Annotated in this window: 9 protein-coding genes; 7 read left to right on the forward strand and 2 right to left on the reverse strand. The window is 70.9% G+C overall.

The annotated features are described in order from the left end of the window. A partial coding sequence (locus ACFOGJ_RS12160; RefSeq protein WP_379900677.1) for an AAA family ATPase occupies positions 1-3,051 on the forward strand: 3,051 nt, incomplete at its 5' end. A gap of 22 nt (positions 3,052-3,073) precedes the next feature. Here ACFOGJ_RS12160 and ACFOGJ_RS12165 read toward each other — a convergent pair. Both ACFOGJ_RS12165 and ACFOGJ_RS12170 read right to left on the reverse strand, forming a co-directional pair. Continuing rightward, the gene (locus tag ACFOGJ_RS12165; RefSeq protein WP_379900679.1) at positions 3,074-6,235 is read right to left on the reverse strand and encodes an NAD(P)-binding protein; all 3,162 of its coding nucleotides are present in this window, start codon (positions 6,233-6,235) and stop codon (positions 3,074-3,076) included. Between the two features lie 161 nt (positions 6,236-6,396). After that, positions 6,397-8,013 (reverse strand): flavin-containing monooxygenase, encoded by a 1,617-nt coding sequence (locus tag ACFOGJ_RS12170; RefSeq protein ID WP_379900681.1) that lies wholly within the window; start codon positions 8,011-8,013, stop codon positions 6,397-6,399. A 304-nt stretch (positions 8,014-8,317) separates the two neighbouring features. Here ACFOGJ_RS12170 and ACFOGJ_RS12175 point away from each other — a divergent pair, with 304 nt between their 5' ends. From ACFOGJ_RS12175 to ACFOGJ_RS12200, 6 genes are all read left to right on the forward strand, one after another. Next, positions 8,318-10,267, forward strand: a complete 1,950-nt coding sequence (locus tag ACFOGJ_RS12175; RefSeq protein ID WP_379900684.1) for a PHA/PHB synthase family protein — start codon at positions 8,318-8,320, stop codon at positions 10,265-10,267. A gap of 270 nt (positions 10,268-10,537) precedes the next feature. Beyond that, entirely contained in the window at positions 10,538-11,308 is a 771-nt protein-coding gene (locus ACFOGJ_RS12180) for an SDR family oxidoreductase (protein ID WP_379900686.1), read from the forward strand. Positions 11,309-11,349: 41 nt separating this feature from the next. Next, on the forward strand, positions 11,350-12,267 hold the full coding sequence (locus tag ACFOGJ_RS12185) for an EamA family transporter (RefSeq protein ID WP_379900688.1): 918 nt from the start codon (positions 11,350-11,352) through the stop codon (positions 12,265-12,267). 41 nt (positions 12,268-12,308) lie between these two features. Further along, complete coding sequence (locus ACFOGJ_RS12190; RefSeq protein ID WP_379900690.1) at positions 12,309-14,849, forward strand: NAD-dependent epimerase/dehydratase family protein; 2,541 nt, start codon at positions 12,309-12,311, stop codon at positions 14,847-14,849. Between the two features lie 159 nt (positions 14,850-15,008). Beyond that, positions 15,009-16,286, forward strand: coding sequence for a flavin-dependent oxidoreductase (locus ACFOGJ_RS12195; RefSeq protein WP_379900692.1), 1,278 nt, complete (start codon positions 15,009-15,011; stop codon positions 16,284-16,286). Continuing rightward, entirely contained in the window at positions 16,283-17,158 is an 876-nt protein-coding gene (locus ACFOGJ_RS12200; RefSeq protein WP_379900694.1) for an alpha/beta fold hydrolase, read from the forward strand. The genes ACFOGJ_RS12195 and ACFOGJ_RS12200 overlap by 4 nt, the downstream gene beginning before the upstream one ends. The last annotated feature ends 31 nt before the right edge of the window (positions 17,159-17,189 follow it).

Consider the following 17,189-nt stretch of genomic DNA (forward strand, 5'->3'; position numbering starts at 1 on the left):
GGGGCCGCTACCGCCGGCGAGCCGGCGCGGCCGGAACGGCGCCAGCTGACCGTCCTGTCCTGCGGATTGGACGGCCTGGCGGCCCTGTCCACCCGCCTCGACCCGGAGGACCTGCAGGAGGTCACGGCCGCCTGCCACCGGCGCTGCGCGGAGATCGTCGAGCGGCATATGGGCCATGTGGCGCATTACGGCGGCGACGGCATCCTTGCCTATTTCGGCTATGCCCAGGCGAATGAATACGATGCCGAACGGGCCGTCCGCGCCGGGCTGGAACTCGCCGCGGCGCTGCCCGCCCTGGTCCTGCCCCCGCGAACGCCCGGCGTGGATGTCAGCCTCGCCGCGCGGATCGGCGTGGCGACCGGGCTGGTGGTGATCGGCGACCGGACTGCCCGGGGTCCGGCGCCGGAACAGGCCGTGATCGGCGCCACCCCCAACCTCGCCGCCCGCCTGCAGGCACTGGCGATGCCCGGCGCGGTCGTCATCTCGGCGGAAACCCGCAGCCTGACCGCCGGCCTGTTCAACTATCGCGATCTGGGCGCGGTGGCGCTGCCGGGCTTCGCCGCGGCGGTGCCGGCCTGGCAGGTGCTGGGCGAGAGCGATGCCGAGAGCCGTTTCGAGGCGCTGCGCGCGACCACCACCCCGCTGGTCGGGCGCGAGGAGGAGGTCGGGCTGCTGCAGCGGCGCTGGCAGCAGGCCCGCGCGGGCGAGGGCGGGGTGGTCCTGCTGTCCGGCGAGCCGGGGATCGGCAAGTCGCGCATCGCGGAGAGCCTGATCGCGCAGCTGGCCGGCCAGCCGCATACCCTGCTGCGCTGGCTCTGCACGCCACACCACCAGGACAGCGCCCTGTTCCCGGCGATCACGCAGCTGGAACGGGCCGCCGGCTTCCAGCGCGAGGACAGTGCGGCGCAGCGCCTCGACAAGCTGGAGGCCCTGCTGGCGACGGCATCGGACGATCCCCGCGGCGCGGCGCCGCTGCTGGCCGACCTGCTGTCGGTGCCGGCGGACGGGCGCTACCCGGCCAGCGACCTGACCCCGCAGAAGCGCAAGGAGAAGACCCAGCAGGCGCTGCTGGCGATGGTCGAGGGACTGGCCGCGCGCCGGCCGCTGCTGATGCTGTGCGAGGATGTGCACTGGATCGACCCGACCACCCGCGAGGTGCTGGACCTGCTGGTCGACCGGGTGGCGACCCTGCGGATCCTGTTGGTCGTCACCTTCCGCCCGGAGTTCAAGGCGCCCTGGATCGGCCTGCCGCAGGTCACCCTGCTGAGCCTGAGCCGCCTGCCGCCGCGCCGGCGGGTGGAGATGATCGGCCATCTGACCCGCGGCAAGATGCTGCCCGCGGACATCGTCGACCAGATCAGCAGCCGCACCGACGGCGTGCCCCTGTTCATCGAGGAGCTGACCAAGGCGGTGGTGGAGAGCGATCTGCTGGTGGAGTCGGGCGGCCAGTACGTCGCCACAGCCGCGACCGCACCGCAGGCGATCCCCGCCTCGCTGCAGGAATCCCTGCTCGCCCGCCTGGACCGTCTGGCATCGACCCGCGCCGTGGCGCAGACTGCCGCCGCACTGGGCCGGACCTTCACGCACGAGACGGTCAGCGCGGTTGCGACCATGCCGCAGGCGGAGCTGGAGACGGCCCTGGCGCAGCTGGTCCATGCCGAGCTGATCTACCGGCGCGGCAGTCCGCCGCATGCCGAATACAGCTTCAAGCATGCCCTGGTGCAGGAGGCCGCCTACGGCACCATGCTGCGCAGCCAGCGCCAGGACCTGCACGCCCATATCGCCGCGATCCTGGCGGAGCGCTTCCCGGAGATGCGGGAGAGCGATCCGGAGACGCTTGCCTACCATTTCACCCAGGGCGGCCGGATCGCCGAGGCGGTGCCGCTCTGGGCGGCCGCCGGCCAGCATGCGGCATCGCGCACCGCCCATGCCGAGGCGGCGGCCCATCTGCAGACGGCGCTGGAGCTGCTGCGGCAGCTGCCGGAAGACCCGGCGCGCGCAGGCACCGAGCTGCAGCTGCTGATCGGCCTGGTGGTCAGCCTCGGCGCCTCGCGCGGCTATGCCTCGCCGGAGGCCGGGCGGGCATTGGCCGAGGCGCGGGCGATCTGCGACGCGATGGGCAATGTCGCCGAACTCTATGCCGTCTATCACGGCATCTGGGCCTTCCTGCTGATCGCCGGCGACCTGGACGGGGCGGAGGACATGGCGCGCCGCTGCATGGCGATCGGCGAGGAGACCGGGCTGGCCGAGCAGCGTATCGAGGGCGAGGGCGCGCTGGGCTACATCCTGTTCGCAAAGGGCGACCTGGCGGCGGCGCGCCGGCACCTGGAGCATGCCGCTGCGCTCTATGCCAGCCATGACGGCGCAAGGCTGCCGATGCTGGGCACGCAGGATTCCCTGGTGCACATCCTGTCTTCGCTGCTGATGGTGCTGCTGGCGACCGGCGACGATGACGGCGCGATCCGGGTCGTCAACGACCTGGCGCGGCATGCCCGCGCCCTGGGCCGGCCCTTCGACCTGGCCTTCGGCCTGTCCTGGCTGGCCTTCTACGAACTGCTGCGCGGCAGCTATCCGCAGGCTCTGTCGATCGCGGAGGAGGCGCTGTCCATCTGCCGGGAGCATGGCTACCCGCTCTACGAGCTGGTGACCGCCAGCCTGCGCGCCCATGCCCTGGGCCATCTGGGGAAGGCGGAGCAGGTGCTGCCCGTGGCGCAGTCCGCCATCCCGGCGTTCCGCGGCCTGGGCATGATGCATTTCACCTGCTTCTATCTGGGCGAGGTGGCGGGACTGCAGCTGAACCTCGGCAACCTGTCCGAGGCGCGGCGGAACATCGACGAGGCGATCGCCGCGTCCCATCGTTACGGCGACCGCTACTTCCTGCCGGCCCTGCACCGGCGCCGGGCGGAGATCCTGGCCCGCGATCCCGATGCCGGGCCGGACCAGGTCGCCGCCGCCCTGGACGAGGCGATCGCCATTGCCGAGGCCCAGGGCGCCGCGGGCTTCGCCCGGCGGGCGGCGGCACTGCGCAGGCCGGCGCCTGCGGCCGGTTGAGGACCGCCGCAGGCACGCCCGATCAGGTCATCGGATGCGCGACCCCGGTGACGAAGTCCATCTCCGCCCAGAGGCCGATCCCTGTGGTCAGCGACAAGCGGCCGTCGGTCGGCGTGCCGAGCCCGAGATCGGCGATCAGCGGCAGGCTGTCCAGCGCATGCAGTTCCAGGGTCCAGCTGCCGGGCAGCAGGCCGGCCGCATGCACCCGGGTCAGGTCGAGGCTGCCCTGCAGCAGCTCCTGGTAGCAGGCCGCCGTCGGGCTGTCGGCGGCCCGGGCCTGTTTCAGGCAGAAGGTGGTGAAGCCGAAACCGACACCCCCCAGGAACGACGGCATGCCGGCACCTTCCAGCGCCTGGAGCTGGCCCGGCTCGGCGCAGCCGCAGAGCCGGCGGAAAAGTTCCGCCGGAGCCATCGGGGACGCCGCCGGGGAACTATCCCTGCCGACGAGCTGGACCGGCGCGATGTCCGTGCCGGTGAGCGACAGCACCCGATGCTCGCGCGCCCGGGCATCGGGGGCGAAGTCCCGGATCGCCAGGGCGGAGACCTCGAACGGCCCATAGGCCGGACCGGCACCCTGCGGCAGGACCATCTCCGCATAGTATTTCGGCATGCCCCAGACCTCCCGCCCGGTCATCGTGGCCCAGCCGTTGTCGACGAACAGGTAGGCGGGCACCAGGCCGATCGCCTGCGGCAGCACCCCGCCGGGCGCATAGGACCCGACCGGCAGCCAGAAGCCGATATCGGTCTCATCCATCGTGCCTTCGCTGTTGTAGGGCGGCGTCGGCGCGCCCGTCCGCCGCGACTGCACGATCAGCAGGAAGGTCAGGTCCAGCATCGTGCGGAACCGCTGGTATCCGGCGACCTTGTTGAAGGAACGGTCGAGGAAGTCCTGGCCGGCCGTGCCGCCGGTCGGGAAGGCGAAGCTGTAGAACGAGGTGTGGCGGCTGGTGGCCGGCGCGGGCGCCAGGCTGGTCCAGCCGGCATAGTCGACATAGTCGTTGGTCGGCTGCGGCTCCGGGGTCAGCGACACGATCGGGATCGGCACACCGGACAGGGCCGAGGCGGCGCCGAGGCCCGACATCGCCGCGACCTCCACGCAGCCGGCATTGATCTCCGGCACCCGGGTCCAGTCGCCGGCGAGGAACAGGTTCTCGAAACCCGAGCCGCCGGGCTCCATCCGGTGGCGCAGGGTGCCGGGCAGGCTCAGCACGTAGCGCTCGGTCGGATCGATATTGGCCCGCCAGTACTGCGCATCGAACCGGTCCGCCCCCTTCAGGTCGGCCGATGCGTGCAGCAGGTCCCAGCGAAAGTCCGCGCCCCGCCCCATCTCCGGCCAGAGGTTGTGCAGCCAGCCTTTCATCCAGCCGATGGCGTCCGTCTTCACCGCGTCGGCGGCCAGCGCCTCGTTGTTCGGCGCCGTCTCGTCCATCACCGCGCAGTAATAGGCGACGGATTTCGGCTCCGGCACCGGCCATTCTTCCGCCGGCAGAAGCTGCGACATGTCGCAATAGGTGTCGAACGGCGGTGCGCAGGTCGCGACGACGGGCCCGACGGTCTCCGGCGCCGGCAGCTTGAAGTCCTCCGGCACGCAATAGTCCGGACAAAGATCGTCCACCGTCCGGTCCATCCAGAGCTGGTAGGCCTTGGTGCGGACCGTGGCCAGGTTGGCGACCATGTCGGCCCAGGCGGCGTTCCGGTCGACCAGCGGCTTGCAGATCTCCGCCAGGGCCCCGACAGAGATACCCAGCACCACCTTGTCGAAGTCCTGGCCGCGCTTCAGCTCCAGCCGCGCCACCGGCGGCGGCTGTGGCACCGGGCCGTAAGCGGCTTCGAAATCCACGCCTTCGGCCTTGAACTGCTCCCCGTTCACCAGCTGCGCCCATTCCGGCGTCGAGGGCCAGCAGTCGAAGCCCTGCACCGGCACCAGCGGCCGGTACTCCGCATCGCCGACCGTCGCCGCCTGCTGGTCGATCAGGATCGTGCCGATCGCGCTGCCGTCGGCGGTCGGGTGCAGCTCGGTGACCTTGTGGAAGAACCTGAACCGCACGCCGCGGCTCTTCAGCAGCTGGTAGATCGGCGTGCAGAGGATGTCGCCCATCCCCCGCAGCCCCTTGAAGAAGAAGGCGCCCTTGTAGGTGAAGTAGAGCCGGATCAGCCCCTGCACCGCCGAGCAGGCGGAGACCGCCGGCTGCTCGTGGTCGCCGTCCTTGAAGGCGAAGATGTACTCGTAGAGCGCGGTGACGATCTCGTTGTGGGCGGCGGCCTTGTCCTGTTCGGCCAGGAAGGCGCGGAACTCCAGATCGTCGATCGCCTCCAGGCCGTTCCGCAGGCAGCCATGGCGGATCATCCCGACCACCATGCAGAGGCCCAGATTGACGATCGTCGCGACATGACGCAGGTCCGTCGGCAGGCTCTCCAGGCCCTTCAGCAGCCGCTCGGCATCGGCCAGCGGACTCAGCAGTTCCTGGAAGCCGCCGAGCAGGGCCGAGACATCGTCCTCCGCCGTCCGCCGGACCGCGTCGACATCGCTCTCCAGCCCGGCACCGAAGCGCCGCGCCAGCTCCAGCAGCGGATGATGGCCGGTCTCCGGGATCGGGGCCGCCGAGAGCCGCGCCCGCTGCGCCGCCGGCAGCCGCGCGAGCAGGGCCCGGGTCTCCGCCTGCTGGTCGCCCGGCCAGTCCTTCCACAGGCTTTCCAGCTCGAAGATGACGGAACCGATCGTCCGCTGCACCAGCTGGGCGAGCGACGGCATCACCGGGTCGGGCGGCGCCCAGAGGCTGTCGCGCCCCGGGAACAGGTCCGGATCCCGCGCCGGCTGGAACCAGAACGGCCAGGGTTCCCAGACCGGCGGCACGGCGCCCTTCTTCTCCTCGGCATAGAAGATCAGGTTCTCGCGCACGAACAGCTGGTCGAGCGGCAGCTTCAGCGCGTTGCAGACCACCCGCATGACGGTGAAGGCATTGTCGTAGAAGCCGGCCCAGATGTGCAGGCCATGCTCCTCGATCCGCTGGCCGTATTCTGCATTGCGGCCGCTGGCGCACTTGCCGCCCAGCCGCCAGCCCAGCTGGTAGAGGGTGATCTCGTACTTCTCACCCTTCGGATCGATCTCTGACAAGGCGACGGCAGCGCACAACGCCCCCACGCCACCGCCCAGAATCGCAATGCGTTCCTTGTCCGCAGCCATGCCCATCCCCCCGAGACTCATGGACCCCCCAACCAGGGCGGGAGCGTAGCGGACGATCGTTGCGCGGGCCAATCAAACGGACCGGCCCCGGAAGATTTCAGGATCGCGACGTTGCACGATCGCGGGGAGGGAGCGGCGGCTTGTCCTGCCGCCGCCCGGCCTCAGCCCATCTGGATGTGCCGATAGCCCTCCGCCGCGGCACGCTCCAGCAGCTTGCGGTAGCGTGGCGAGCCGCCCCAATAGGCCTGGTAGCGGATCTTGCCCGCCTGGTGCCCGGGCACGTTGGAATTGTAGCCGGTGAACCAGCCCTTGCTGTTGCGCAGCAGCAGCCGTTCCTGCGCGCGGACCACCTCCTCGCGCCATTCCAGCTCCGCCTCCGGCGCAACCTCCATGCGGGTGGCACCCTTCTCCAGCGCGTGCTTCAGCAGGGCGGTCGCCCAGTTCACGCCATCCTCGATCGCGCGCGGATAGTTGGTGGAGCCGGAGACGCTCTGCGGCCCCGCCACCGTCAGCAGGTTCGGGAAGTCGTGGGTCATCAGCCCCAGATAGGTGACCGGTCCCTCCTTCCACTTCTCCTGCAGGGAAGCGCCGCCGACGCCGCGCACGTCGATCCGGTCGAAGGCGCCGGTGATGGTGTTGAAGCCGGTGGCGTAGACGATCAGGTCCAGGTCGTAATGGCCCCCGCGGGTCTGGATGCCGGTCGCGGTCACCTGCTCGATCGGCGTCTCCGATATGTCGACCAGATGCACATTGTCGCGGTTATAGGCCTCGAAATAGTTGGTCTCCAGCGGCAGGCGCTGCATGCCGAAGCCATGGTCCTTCGGGATCAGCTTCTCCGCCACCGCCGGGTCCTTCACCCGCTGCCGGATGCGGTCGGCGACATAGTCCGACAGCTCCCTGTTGGCGGCCTCGTCGGTGAAGATCTCCAGGAAATTGCCGATCAGCAGGGCAAAGCCGGGGGTGTCGTAGAGCTCGTCCCAGAACGCCTTGCGCTCCTCGGGGCTCAGGGACCAGAAGCCGCGCCGGTCCGGCACATGCTCGAAGCCGCCGGGGGACTGCGCGCAGTTGGCGAAGATCTCGTCATAGCGGGCACGGATGCGGGCCATCTCCGCCTCGGAGATCGGCGCGTTGTTCAGCGGCGTGCTCCAGTTCGGCCGGCGCTGGAAGACGAACAGCTCGCCGACCTTGTCGGCGATCTCAGCGATGATCTGGATCGCGGTGGCGCCGGTGCCGATGATGCCGACCCGCTTGCCGGCAAGCGGCACCGGCTCCTTCGGCCACCAGTAGGTATGGAAGGACTGTCCCTGGAAATCGTCCATGCCGGGGATCTTCGGCATGGTCGGCACCGACAGCACGCCGATGCCGGTGATGACGAAGCGGGCGGTCCAGGTGGTGCCGTCCTCCAGGTTCAGGTGCCAGCGCCGCGCCGCCTCGTCCCAGGTCATCGCGACAACCCGGGCGTTGAATCGCATGTGCCGGCGCAGGTCGAACTTCTCCGCCACGTAGTTCAGGTATTTCAGGTTCTCCGGCTGCGGCGAGAAGCGCTCCTTCCAGTGCCATTCGTCCAGCAGCTCGCGGGAGAAGGAATAGCCGTAGGTGTAGCTCTCGGAATCGAAACGCGCGCCCGGATAGCGGTTGCGGTACCAGGTCCCGCCCAGATCCTCGTCGCCCTCCAGCACGACCGCGTCGACACCCAGGTCGGTGAGGCACTTGATCTGGTAGATGCCCGCCACGCCGGCGCCCACCACGATCACTTCATAGTCTCGCTTCTCGCTCATCCCGGTCCGTACCGTTTCCTGCCCTTTGCGTATCCCGCAACTATAGCCATCCCGCAACTATAGACTGCGGCCATCCCATCCCGGGTACCCGACCGGCCCGCCCGCGTCAAAGCCCCGCAGCCTGTCCCGGGCTGTCCCGGGCTGTCCGCAGCCGGCACGGCACGTGACAGCCCGGTGACAAAGTGCGTCACCGGCCCGCATGGCACCGCCGCAGGTCGATCGCCATCTTGCCCCGGTGAAGCAGGAGGGTCGCGGACAGGCCGTACGCGCCCGCCACCACCGGACCCCGCCCAAGGACCCCGTCATGCCGGACCAACCCGTCACGCCAGCCGCTCCCGTCGCCCAGCCGCTGGCCAGCAGGCCGCAGGCCGGGGGCCTGCCGGCGCCGATCCACCACGGCCTGTCCCGCAGTGCCGCGGTTCAGCCGGACGACGGGCCGGAGCCGGATTCCTATTCCGCGACGGCCATGCCGGAGATCGTCGACCGCTCGCTGCATGCCGCGGTGGCACGGATGACCGCCGGCCTGTCGCCGACGGCGATGATGGCGGCCTGGCAGGACTGGGCCATCCATCTGGCCGCGGCCCCCGGCAAGCGGCTGCAACTGGTGGAGAAGGCGAACCGCAAGGCGCTGCGGATGGCGGGCCATATGGCGCGCTGCATGACGCCGTCCCTGTCGGGCGGGACTGAGGGGGCGGCGGCGCGGCCGGCGCCCTGTATCGAGCCGCTGCCGCAGGACCGCCGCTTCAGCGCACCGGCCTGGCGGGACATGCCGTTCAGCCTGTACTACCAGAGCTTCCTGCTGACGCAGCAATGGTGGCACAACGCCACCACCGGCGTGCCCGGGGTGACCCGCCAGCACGAACGCGCGGTCACCTTCGCCGCGCGCCAGCTGCTCGACATCTTCTCCCCCTCCAACTACTTCCTGACCAATCCGGAGGTGCTGGCCCGCACCCGCGACCAGGGCGGCATGAACCTGCTGCGCGGCAGCCAGAACATGATCGAGGACTGGGAGCGCGCCGTCGCCGGCCGCCGCCCGGTGGGCGCCGAGGCCTATCAGCCCGGCGGCAACCTGGCCGTCACCCCGGGCAAGGTGGTCTACCGCAACCGGCTGATCGAGCTGATCCAGTACGCGCCGGCCCCCGGGACCGGGCCGGGTGCGGAGACAGTGCGGCCGGAGCCGGTGCTGATCGTGCCGGCCTGGATCATGAAGTACTACATCCTGGACCTGTCGCCGGAGAATTCGCTGATCCGCCACCTGGTCGCCCAGGGCCATACCGTGTTCGCCATCTCGTGGAAGAATCCGGGGCCGGAGGACCGCGACCTGAGCCTGGACGATTATCGCCGTCTCGGCGTGATGGCGGCGCTGGAGGCGATCGGCACGATCCTGCCGGGCCGGAAGAGCCAGGCGGTCGGCTATTGCCTGGGCGGCACCCTGCTGACCATCGCCGCCGCCGCCATGGCGCGCGACGGCGACCACCGGCTGGCCACCGTCACCCTGTTCGCGGCGCAGTCCGACTTCACCGAGGCGGGGGAGCTGCAGCTGTTCCTGGACGAAAGCCAGCTGTCCTTCCTGGAGGACATGATGTGGGAGCAGGGCTTCCTGGACACCCGCCAGATGTCCGGCGCATTCCAGCTGCTGCGCTCCAACGACCTGATCTGGTCGCGGGTCGTGCACGACTACATGATGGGCGAGCGGGCACCGATGTCGGACCTGATGGCCTGGAACGCCGACCTGACCCGCATGCCCTACCGCATGCATTCGGAATATCTGCGGCGGCTGTTCCTGAACAACGACCTGGCGGAGGGGCGCCTCCCCGCCGGCGACCGGCCGGTCGCTGTCGGCGACATCCGGGTGCCGGTGTTCGCCGTCGGCACCGAATGGGATCATGTCGCGCCCTGGCGATCGGCCTTTAAGATCCACCTGCTGACCGATACCGAGATCACCTTCGTGCTGACCAGCGGCGGCCACAATGCCGGCATCGTCTCGCCGCCGCCGGCGCCGGGCGCGGAGCCGGCCACGGCACGGCATCGCCGGCACTACCGGATCGCCGTCACCCCGGCGGATGACGGCTACCTGCCGCCGGACGACTGGCTGCGCGACGCGGAGCTGCGCGACGGCTCCTGGTGGCCTTCCTGGTTCGCCTGGCTGGCGGCGCATTCGGGCAGCCCCGTCGCCGCCCCGGCGATGGGTGCGCCGGAGGCCGGCTACCCGCCGCTCTGCGACGCGCCGGGAACCTACATCCGCCAGGCCTGAAGGCGACGGCGTCAGGCCCTGCACGAGCCGGATCGCCTGGCGCGGATCCGAGCCGGCCGCCGCCAGGCGGGCGGCATGCCGGCCGGGATCGCAATATCCACCGCCTGTCGTCATCCGGCCGTCCCATTCCGATTTCAGGCCTCGATCGTGCCACGGCCGGCCGATCTGCCTGCCCATCGCAGGATGCGGGACGCGCCGCGACGAACCGATGCGCATCTTCCCGCCAGCGCGCCGGCGGACCGGCGCGACAGGCCTGAAAGGAGAGCTGCCATGACCATGCTCGCGGGGAAGTCCGCCATCATCACCGGCGCCAGTGCCGGTATCGGCCGGGAGGCGGCGCTGCTGTTCGCGCAGGAGGGCGCGCGCCTCGTCCTCACCGCCCGCCGGCGCGCCGAACTCGAGCAACTCGCGGCACAGATCGCTGCGGCCGGCGGCACCGCCGTCGCGCTGCCCGGCGACATTCGCGACGACGCCCATGCCGCCGCCCTGGTGGCGGCGGCGGAGGCCCGGCATGGCGGGCTGGACATCGCCTTCAACAACGCCGGCGTCGTCGGCCGGACGGCGCCGGCGGCGGACCTGGAGCCCGCCGACTGGCAGGAGGTGCTGGAGGTCAACCTGACCGCCGCCTTCCTCGCCGCCCGTCACCAGGCGCCGGCGCTGCAGCGCCGCGGCGGCGGCAGCCTGATCTTCACCGGCAGCTTCGTCGGCCATACCGCCGGCCTGCCCGGCATGGCCGCCTATGCCGCCGCGAAGGCGGGGCTGGTCGGCCTGGTACAGTGCCTGGCGGCCGAGCTGGGCCCGGCCGGGGTCCGGGTCAATGCGCTGCTGCCCGGCGGCACGGATACCGCAATGAACGTGGCGCGCGCGCCCGGCGCGGGACCGGAGGTGCTGGCCTTCGTACAGAACCTGCATGCGCTGAAGCGGCTCGCCGAACCGCAGGAGATCGCCCGGGCCGCCCTGTTCCTGGCCTCCGACCTTGCCAGCTTCGTCACCGGATCGGCGATGCTGGCCGATGGCGGCGCCTCCATCTGCCGCGGATGAAGACTTTCCGGGCCGGCTGTGATCGGCTACAGCCTGCCGCCATGACCGGCCCGGCCCGCATCGCGCTCCGCCAGCCCGGGCCGCTTCTGGCGACCGGGATCGTGCTGCTCTGCGCGATCGGTTTCGGCCTGACCCCGTTCTTCGCGCGGGGCCTGGCCGAGGCCGGCCTGTCATCCGGCGCCATCGCGTTCTATCGCTATGCCTTTTCGCTGGCGGTGCTGGCGCCCTTCCTGCCGGTGGCGCGCGGCAAGCGGCGGGAAGGGCTGGTCGCGCTGGGCGCCGGGGCCGCGATGGGCCTGGGCTGGATCGGCTATCTGGAGGCGGTCAAGGTCGCCCCGGTCGCCGCCGCCGGCACCATCTACATGTCCTATCCGCTGTTCGCGATCCTGCTGGCCTGGCCCCTGGCCGGCCAGCGGCCCGGCGGGCGCGCCCTGGCGGCCGGGCTGCTGGTGCTGGCCGGGGCGGCGCTGGCGCTCTCTCCGCCCGGGCTGGACGCGGCGCAGGTCAGGGCGCTGCTGCTCTCGCTCTCCGCGCCGCTGACCTTCGGTCTGGGCATCGTCGTGCTCTGTACCCGCCTGCCCAACCTCGCGGTGCTGGAGAAGATGTCCGCGCTGCTGGCGGGCTCGGTGCTGGCCCTGGCGCCGCTGCTGGCGACCCAGCCGGTCGCCGCGGTACTGCCGGCCGATGCCGGTACCTGGCTGCTGGTCGCCGGGGTGGCGGGGCTGACCGCCTTCCTGCCGCAGCTGCTCTATACCTATGCCGCGCCGCTGGTCGGACCGGCGCGCGCCGCCGCGGCCGGCAGCCTGGAACTGCCGACCATGCTGGCGATCGGCTGGCTGCAGTTCGGCGAACCCATCGGCCCGCTCCAGATCGCCGCCACCCTCCTCCTGGTCCTGGCCATCCTGCTGGCGCCGGCGATCGCGTTGCAGGGCGGAAGCGGCGGGGCACCGCCGGGCTGATCGCCGGCCCTGTCGCCATCGGTGCGGATCCCGCCGGACGCATGGAACGTACCGGCGCGACCCGCCGTTACCGCCCCGTCATGGCGGATTCGACAGACGATATCGGCGGGACGGCCGGCGCGGAGGCGCCCATCGTCCTGATCACAGGTGCGGGCGGCGCGATCGGCGGCAAGCTGGCACGGGCGCTGGGCGATGCCTATACGGTGATCGGTCTGGACCGCGATTGCGGCGATGCCGGGATCCCCTGCTTCGAGGCGGACCTGACGTCGCAGGATTCCGTCGACCTGGCGATGCTGCGCCTGCAGCAGGCGCATGGCCGGCGCATTGCCTCGGTCGTGCACCTGGCCGCCTATTTCGACTTCACCGGCGAAGAGAATCCCCTCTACGACCAGGTCAACGTGCAGGGGACGCGCCACCTGCTGCGCGCCCTGCAGGACTTCGAGGTCGGGCAGTTCGTCTATTCCTCCACCATGCTGGTGCATGAGGCCGGCATGCCGGGTGAGCGGATCGACGAGGAGACGCCGCTGGCGCCGTCCTGGCCCTATCCGCAGTCGAAGGCCGCGGCGGAGGCGGCGATCGCCGAGGAGCATGGCGATATCCCGGTGGTGATCCTGCGGCTGGCCGGCCTCTACGACCGTGGCAATGCGGTGCCGACCCTGTCGCACCAGATCGCCCGCATCTACGAGCGGGACCTGAAGTCGCATGTCTATGCCGGCGACCCGCGGGCGGGGCAGGCCTTCGTCCATGCCGACGACATGATGGCGGCCTTCCGCGCCGCCATCGACCGCCGCACGCGGCTGCCGCAGCACAGCGTTTTCCTGATCGGCGAACCCGAAGGGATCGGCTATCAGCGCCTGCAGGATGCCATTGGCCGGCTGATCCACGGCAAGGCGGAATGGCAGACGATCGAACTGCCGAAGCCGCTGGCGAAGGCCGGCGCCTGGCTGGAGGAGAAGTCCGAGCCGGTCGTCCCCGACGATTTCGACAAGGGCGAGAAGCCCTTCATCCGCCCCTTCATGATCGACATGGCGGCGGACCATTACGCGCTGAACGTCGACCGGGCGCGGAAGGTGCTGGGCTGGGAGCCGGCCCACGCAATCCTGGACGAGCTGCCGGCGATGATCCGCTGCCTGAAGCAGGATCCGGTCGCCTGGTACCATGCCAACGGCATCACCCTGCCGGACTGGATGGAGGCGGTGGCCGAGCGTCCGGAAGAGGAGAATGCCGAGACGGTACGCCGGCGCCACCAGGCCGCCTGGCGCGACCAGCACGGCCGCCATATCTGGGGCGCCTGGTTCAACATCGCCATGGCGACCTGGCTGATCTCCGCGCCGCCGATCCTGGGCTACGACTCCCGCGCGATGGTGATCAGCGACATCGCCTCCGGCGCGCTGCTTGCCCTGCTCGGCATGCTGTCGCTGTCGCGGCGGATGAGCTGGGCGCGCTGGGCCTGCGCCGGCATCGGCCTGTGGCTGCTGACCGCGCCGCTGGTGTTCTGGGCACCGACCGCGGCGGCCTACAACAACGGCACCCTGGTGGGGATGCTGGTGATCGGCTTCGCGGTGCTGGTACCGCCGGTGCCCGGCGTGTCGGAGGCCGCGGCGCAGACCGGCCCGGAGGTGCCGCCGGGCTGGGGCTTCAACCCCTCCACCTGGGCGCAGCGCCTGCCGATCATCATCCTGGCCTTCGTCGGGCTGCACCTGTCGCGCTACATGGCGGCCTACCAGCTGGGCCATATCGACGCCGTCTGGGACCCCTTCTTCACCGGCGGTGCGGGGCCGAAGAACGGCACGGAGGAGGTCATCACCTCCGTCGTCTCGGAAGCCTGGCCGGTCCCCGATGCCGGCCTGGGCGCGCTGACCTACGCGCTGGAGATCCTGGTCGGGGTGATCGGCTCCACCCGCCGCTGGCGCACCATGCCCTGGCTGGTGCTGCTGTTCGGCATCATGATCGTGCCGCTGGGCGTGGTGTCGATCACCTTCATCGTCATCCAGCCGATCGTGATCGGCACCTGGTGCACGATCTGCCTGATCGCCGCTGCCGCGATGCTGATCCAGATCCCCTATTCCCTGGACGAGCTGGTGGCGACCATCCAGTTCCTGATCCGCCGCGCGCGCGCCGGACGGCCGCTGCTGCGGATCTTCCTGAGCGGCGACACCGACGAGGGCACCGCCGGGCCGCAGCCGGACGAGTTCGCGCGGCCGCCGCGCGCCGTGGTGATGGACATGGTCGGCGGCGGGGTGAACCTGCCCTGGAACCTGGCCTTGTCGATCGTCATCGGCCTCTGGCTCATGTTCACCCGCGCAACCATGGGGGCGGAAGGCACGATGGCCGATGCCGACCACCTGATCGGCTCGCTGGTCGTCACCAACACCGTCATCGCCCTGGCGGAGGTCGGCCGCCCGCTCCGCTTCCTGAACATCCCGCTGGCCCTGTGCCTGTTCGTGACGCCGTTCGTCTTCGACGCCAGCCTGGTGCAGACCGGCGCCAGCATCTTCTGCGGCCTGCTGCTGAGCGTACTGGCACTGCGGCGCGGCCCGATGCACAACCTGTACGGCGGGCTGGAGCGGTACCTGGTCTGATCCGCCCCGGGCGGGGGCGACGCCCGACCCGGACAGAACCTGCTTCGTGGGATGCAATCGTCGCCCGCTTTCGCTAGACAGGGGGAAAGCCCGGCCTGACATGCCGGGCGGGGATCTCTAGGCCGGTACCTCGAGGGTGCCGCAAGCGGGGGGAAGCAGATGACCGTTCTGATCGCCGGCGCCGGCATCGGCGGCCTGACCATGGCGCTCAGCCTGCACCAGATCGGCGTGCCGGCCCGCATCTTCGAGGCGGTGCCTGAAATCCGGCCGCTGGGGGTCGGCATCAACGTGCAGCCGCATGCGGTGCGGGAGCTGGAGGAGCTGGGCCTGCTGCCGGCGCTGGACGCGACCGGCCTGCGCACCAAGGAGGTCGCCTACTATTCCAGCCATGGCGGCCTGATCTGGTCGGAGCCGCGCGGCCGCGACGCCGGCTACAACTGGCCGCAATTCTCCATCCATCGCGGGCGGCTGCAGATGCTGCTGCTGGAGGCGGTGCGCGAGCGGCTTGGGCCCGACGCGATCCGCACCGGCGTCTCGGTGGAGGCTTTCCGCGACAGCGGCGACGGCATCGAGGTCGACCTGGCGGAGCACCGCGACGGCCAGGTCCGCCCGCTGGGCCAGGCGCAGGGCAGCCTGCTGATCGCCGCCGACGGCATCCATTCCCGTGCCCGCGCGATCCTCTATCCGGATGAGGGCAAGCCGGCCTGGGGCGGCACCGTGATGTGGCGCGGGGTGACCAGCGGCCCGCGCTTCCTGACCGGCCGCACCATGGCGATGGCGGGCTGCAAGGCGCGCAAGTTCGTCTGCTACCCGATCGCCGACGAGGGGGATGCCGGCTCGACGATCAACTGGATCTGCGACCTGCAGTTCCCGCAGGACTATCTGTGGAACCGCGAGGACTGGAACCGGCCGGGGAAGCTGGAGGATTTCCTGCCGCGCTTCGCCGACTGGCATTTCCCCTGGCTGGACGTGCCGGAGATCATCCGCACCGCGTCCTACGTCTACGAATATCCGATGGTCGACCGCGATCCGCTGCCCGCCTGGACCCGGGGCCGGATGACCCTGATGGGCGATGCCGCGCATTCGATGTACCCGATCGGCTCCAACGGCGCCTCGCAGGCGATCCTGGACGCCCGCGTCCTGGCGCGGGAGATCCTGGCGCAGGGCCAGACGCCGGCCGCGCTGGCGGCCTATGAAGCGGAGCGCCGCCCGGTCACGACGAAGATCGTGCTGGCCAACCGCGCCGACGGGCCGGACAAGGTGCTGGACATCGTCGAGGAGCGGGCGCCGGACGGCTTCGGCCATATCGACGAGGTGCTGTCGCGCGACGAGCTGGTGGAGGCGGCCTCCGCCTACAAGCGGATCGCCGGCTTCGACAAGGACGCCCTGAACGTACGCCCGCCGATCGTGCCCGCCACAGCGGCAAAGAGCGCATGAACGCGCCTGCTCCCCTTGCCGGCGCGCCCCATGCCACCCCCCAGGCGCGTCGCAGCTTCTCCACCGGCGAAGTCGAGGTACTGGAAATCGGCGACGGGCCGGAGCTTGTCCTGCTGCTGCATGCCGCGGCCCAGAACCCGCGTGCGATGGCCGGCCTGGCGAAGCGCCTGGCCGGGCCGCACCGCCGCATCCTGGTGCCGCATCTGGGCCCGCCGCCCGGAGCGGCAAGAGCCGGCGCAGCGGCGACGCACGGCAACCCGATCCGCGCCTATGCCGCGCTGGCTTCAGCCTGCCTGCGCGAGGTGCCGGCGGAGCGCCGGGTCCTGGTCGGCCATTCCATGGGCGCCCTGACCGCCCTGCTGGCCGCCGCGGAAGGCGCACCGCATGACCGGCTGGTGCTGTACGAGCCGATTGTGACCGCGATGCTGTCGGCAGATGATCCGGAAGACCTGGCCCTGCGGAAATGGGACGCGGAGATCGTCGTCCATCTGGAGGGGCGGATCGCCGCCGGCGACCCGGAACCCGGTGTCGCCGGCTTCGTGGAGGCCTGGAACGAAATCGCCTGGGGGCGGATCCCGCCGCCGGCCCGCGCCCGGATGGTCGCCGACGCGCCGGAACTGGCACGGCTGGTGCGCGCCACCAGCGACTTCCCGCTGGACCGGGCCATGCTCGCGGCCTTGCCGGCGCCGGTCACCGTGCTGCAGGGCGGCGCCTCGCCGCCGGTGACCCGCCGGATGTCGGAACGGCTTGCCGCGGCCCTGCCCGCCGCCACCCTGCAGGTCCTGGACGGCTGCGGCCATATGGGCCCTGTGCTGCAGGCCGACGCGGTGGCGGAATCGGTGGAGGCGATGCTGGCACCGGCGACCGACTGAACGGACCGGCGGCCCCGCCTACCGCGGGGCC

It is taken from the genome of Marinibaculum pumilum (assembly GCF_042646425.1).
In the GTDB taxonomy this organism is placed as follows: Bacteria; Pseudomonadota; Alphaproteobacteria; order Ferrovibrionales; family Ferrovibrionaceae; genus Marinibaculum; species Marinibaculum pumilum.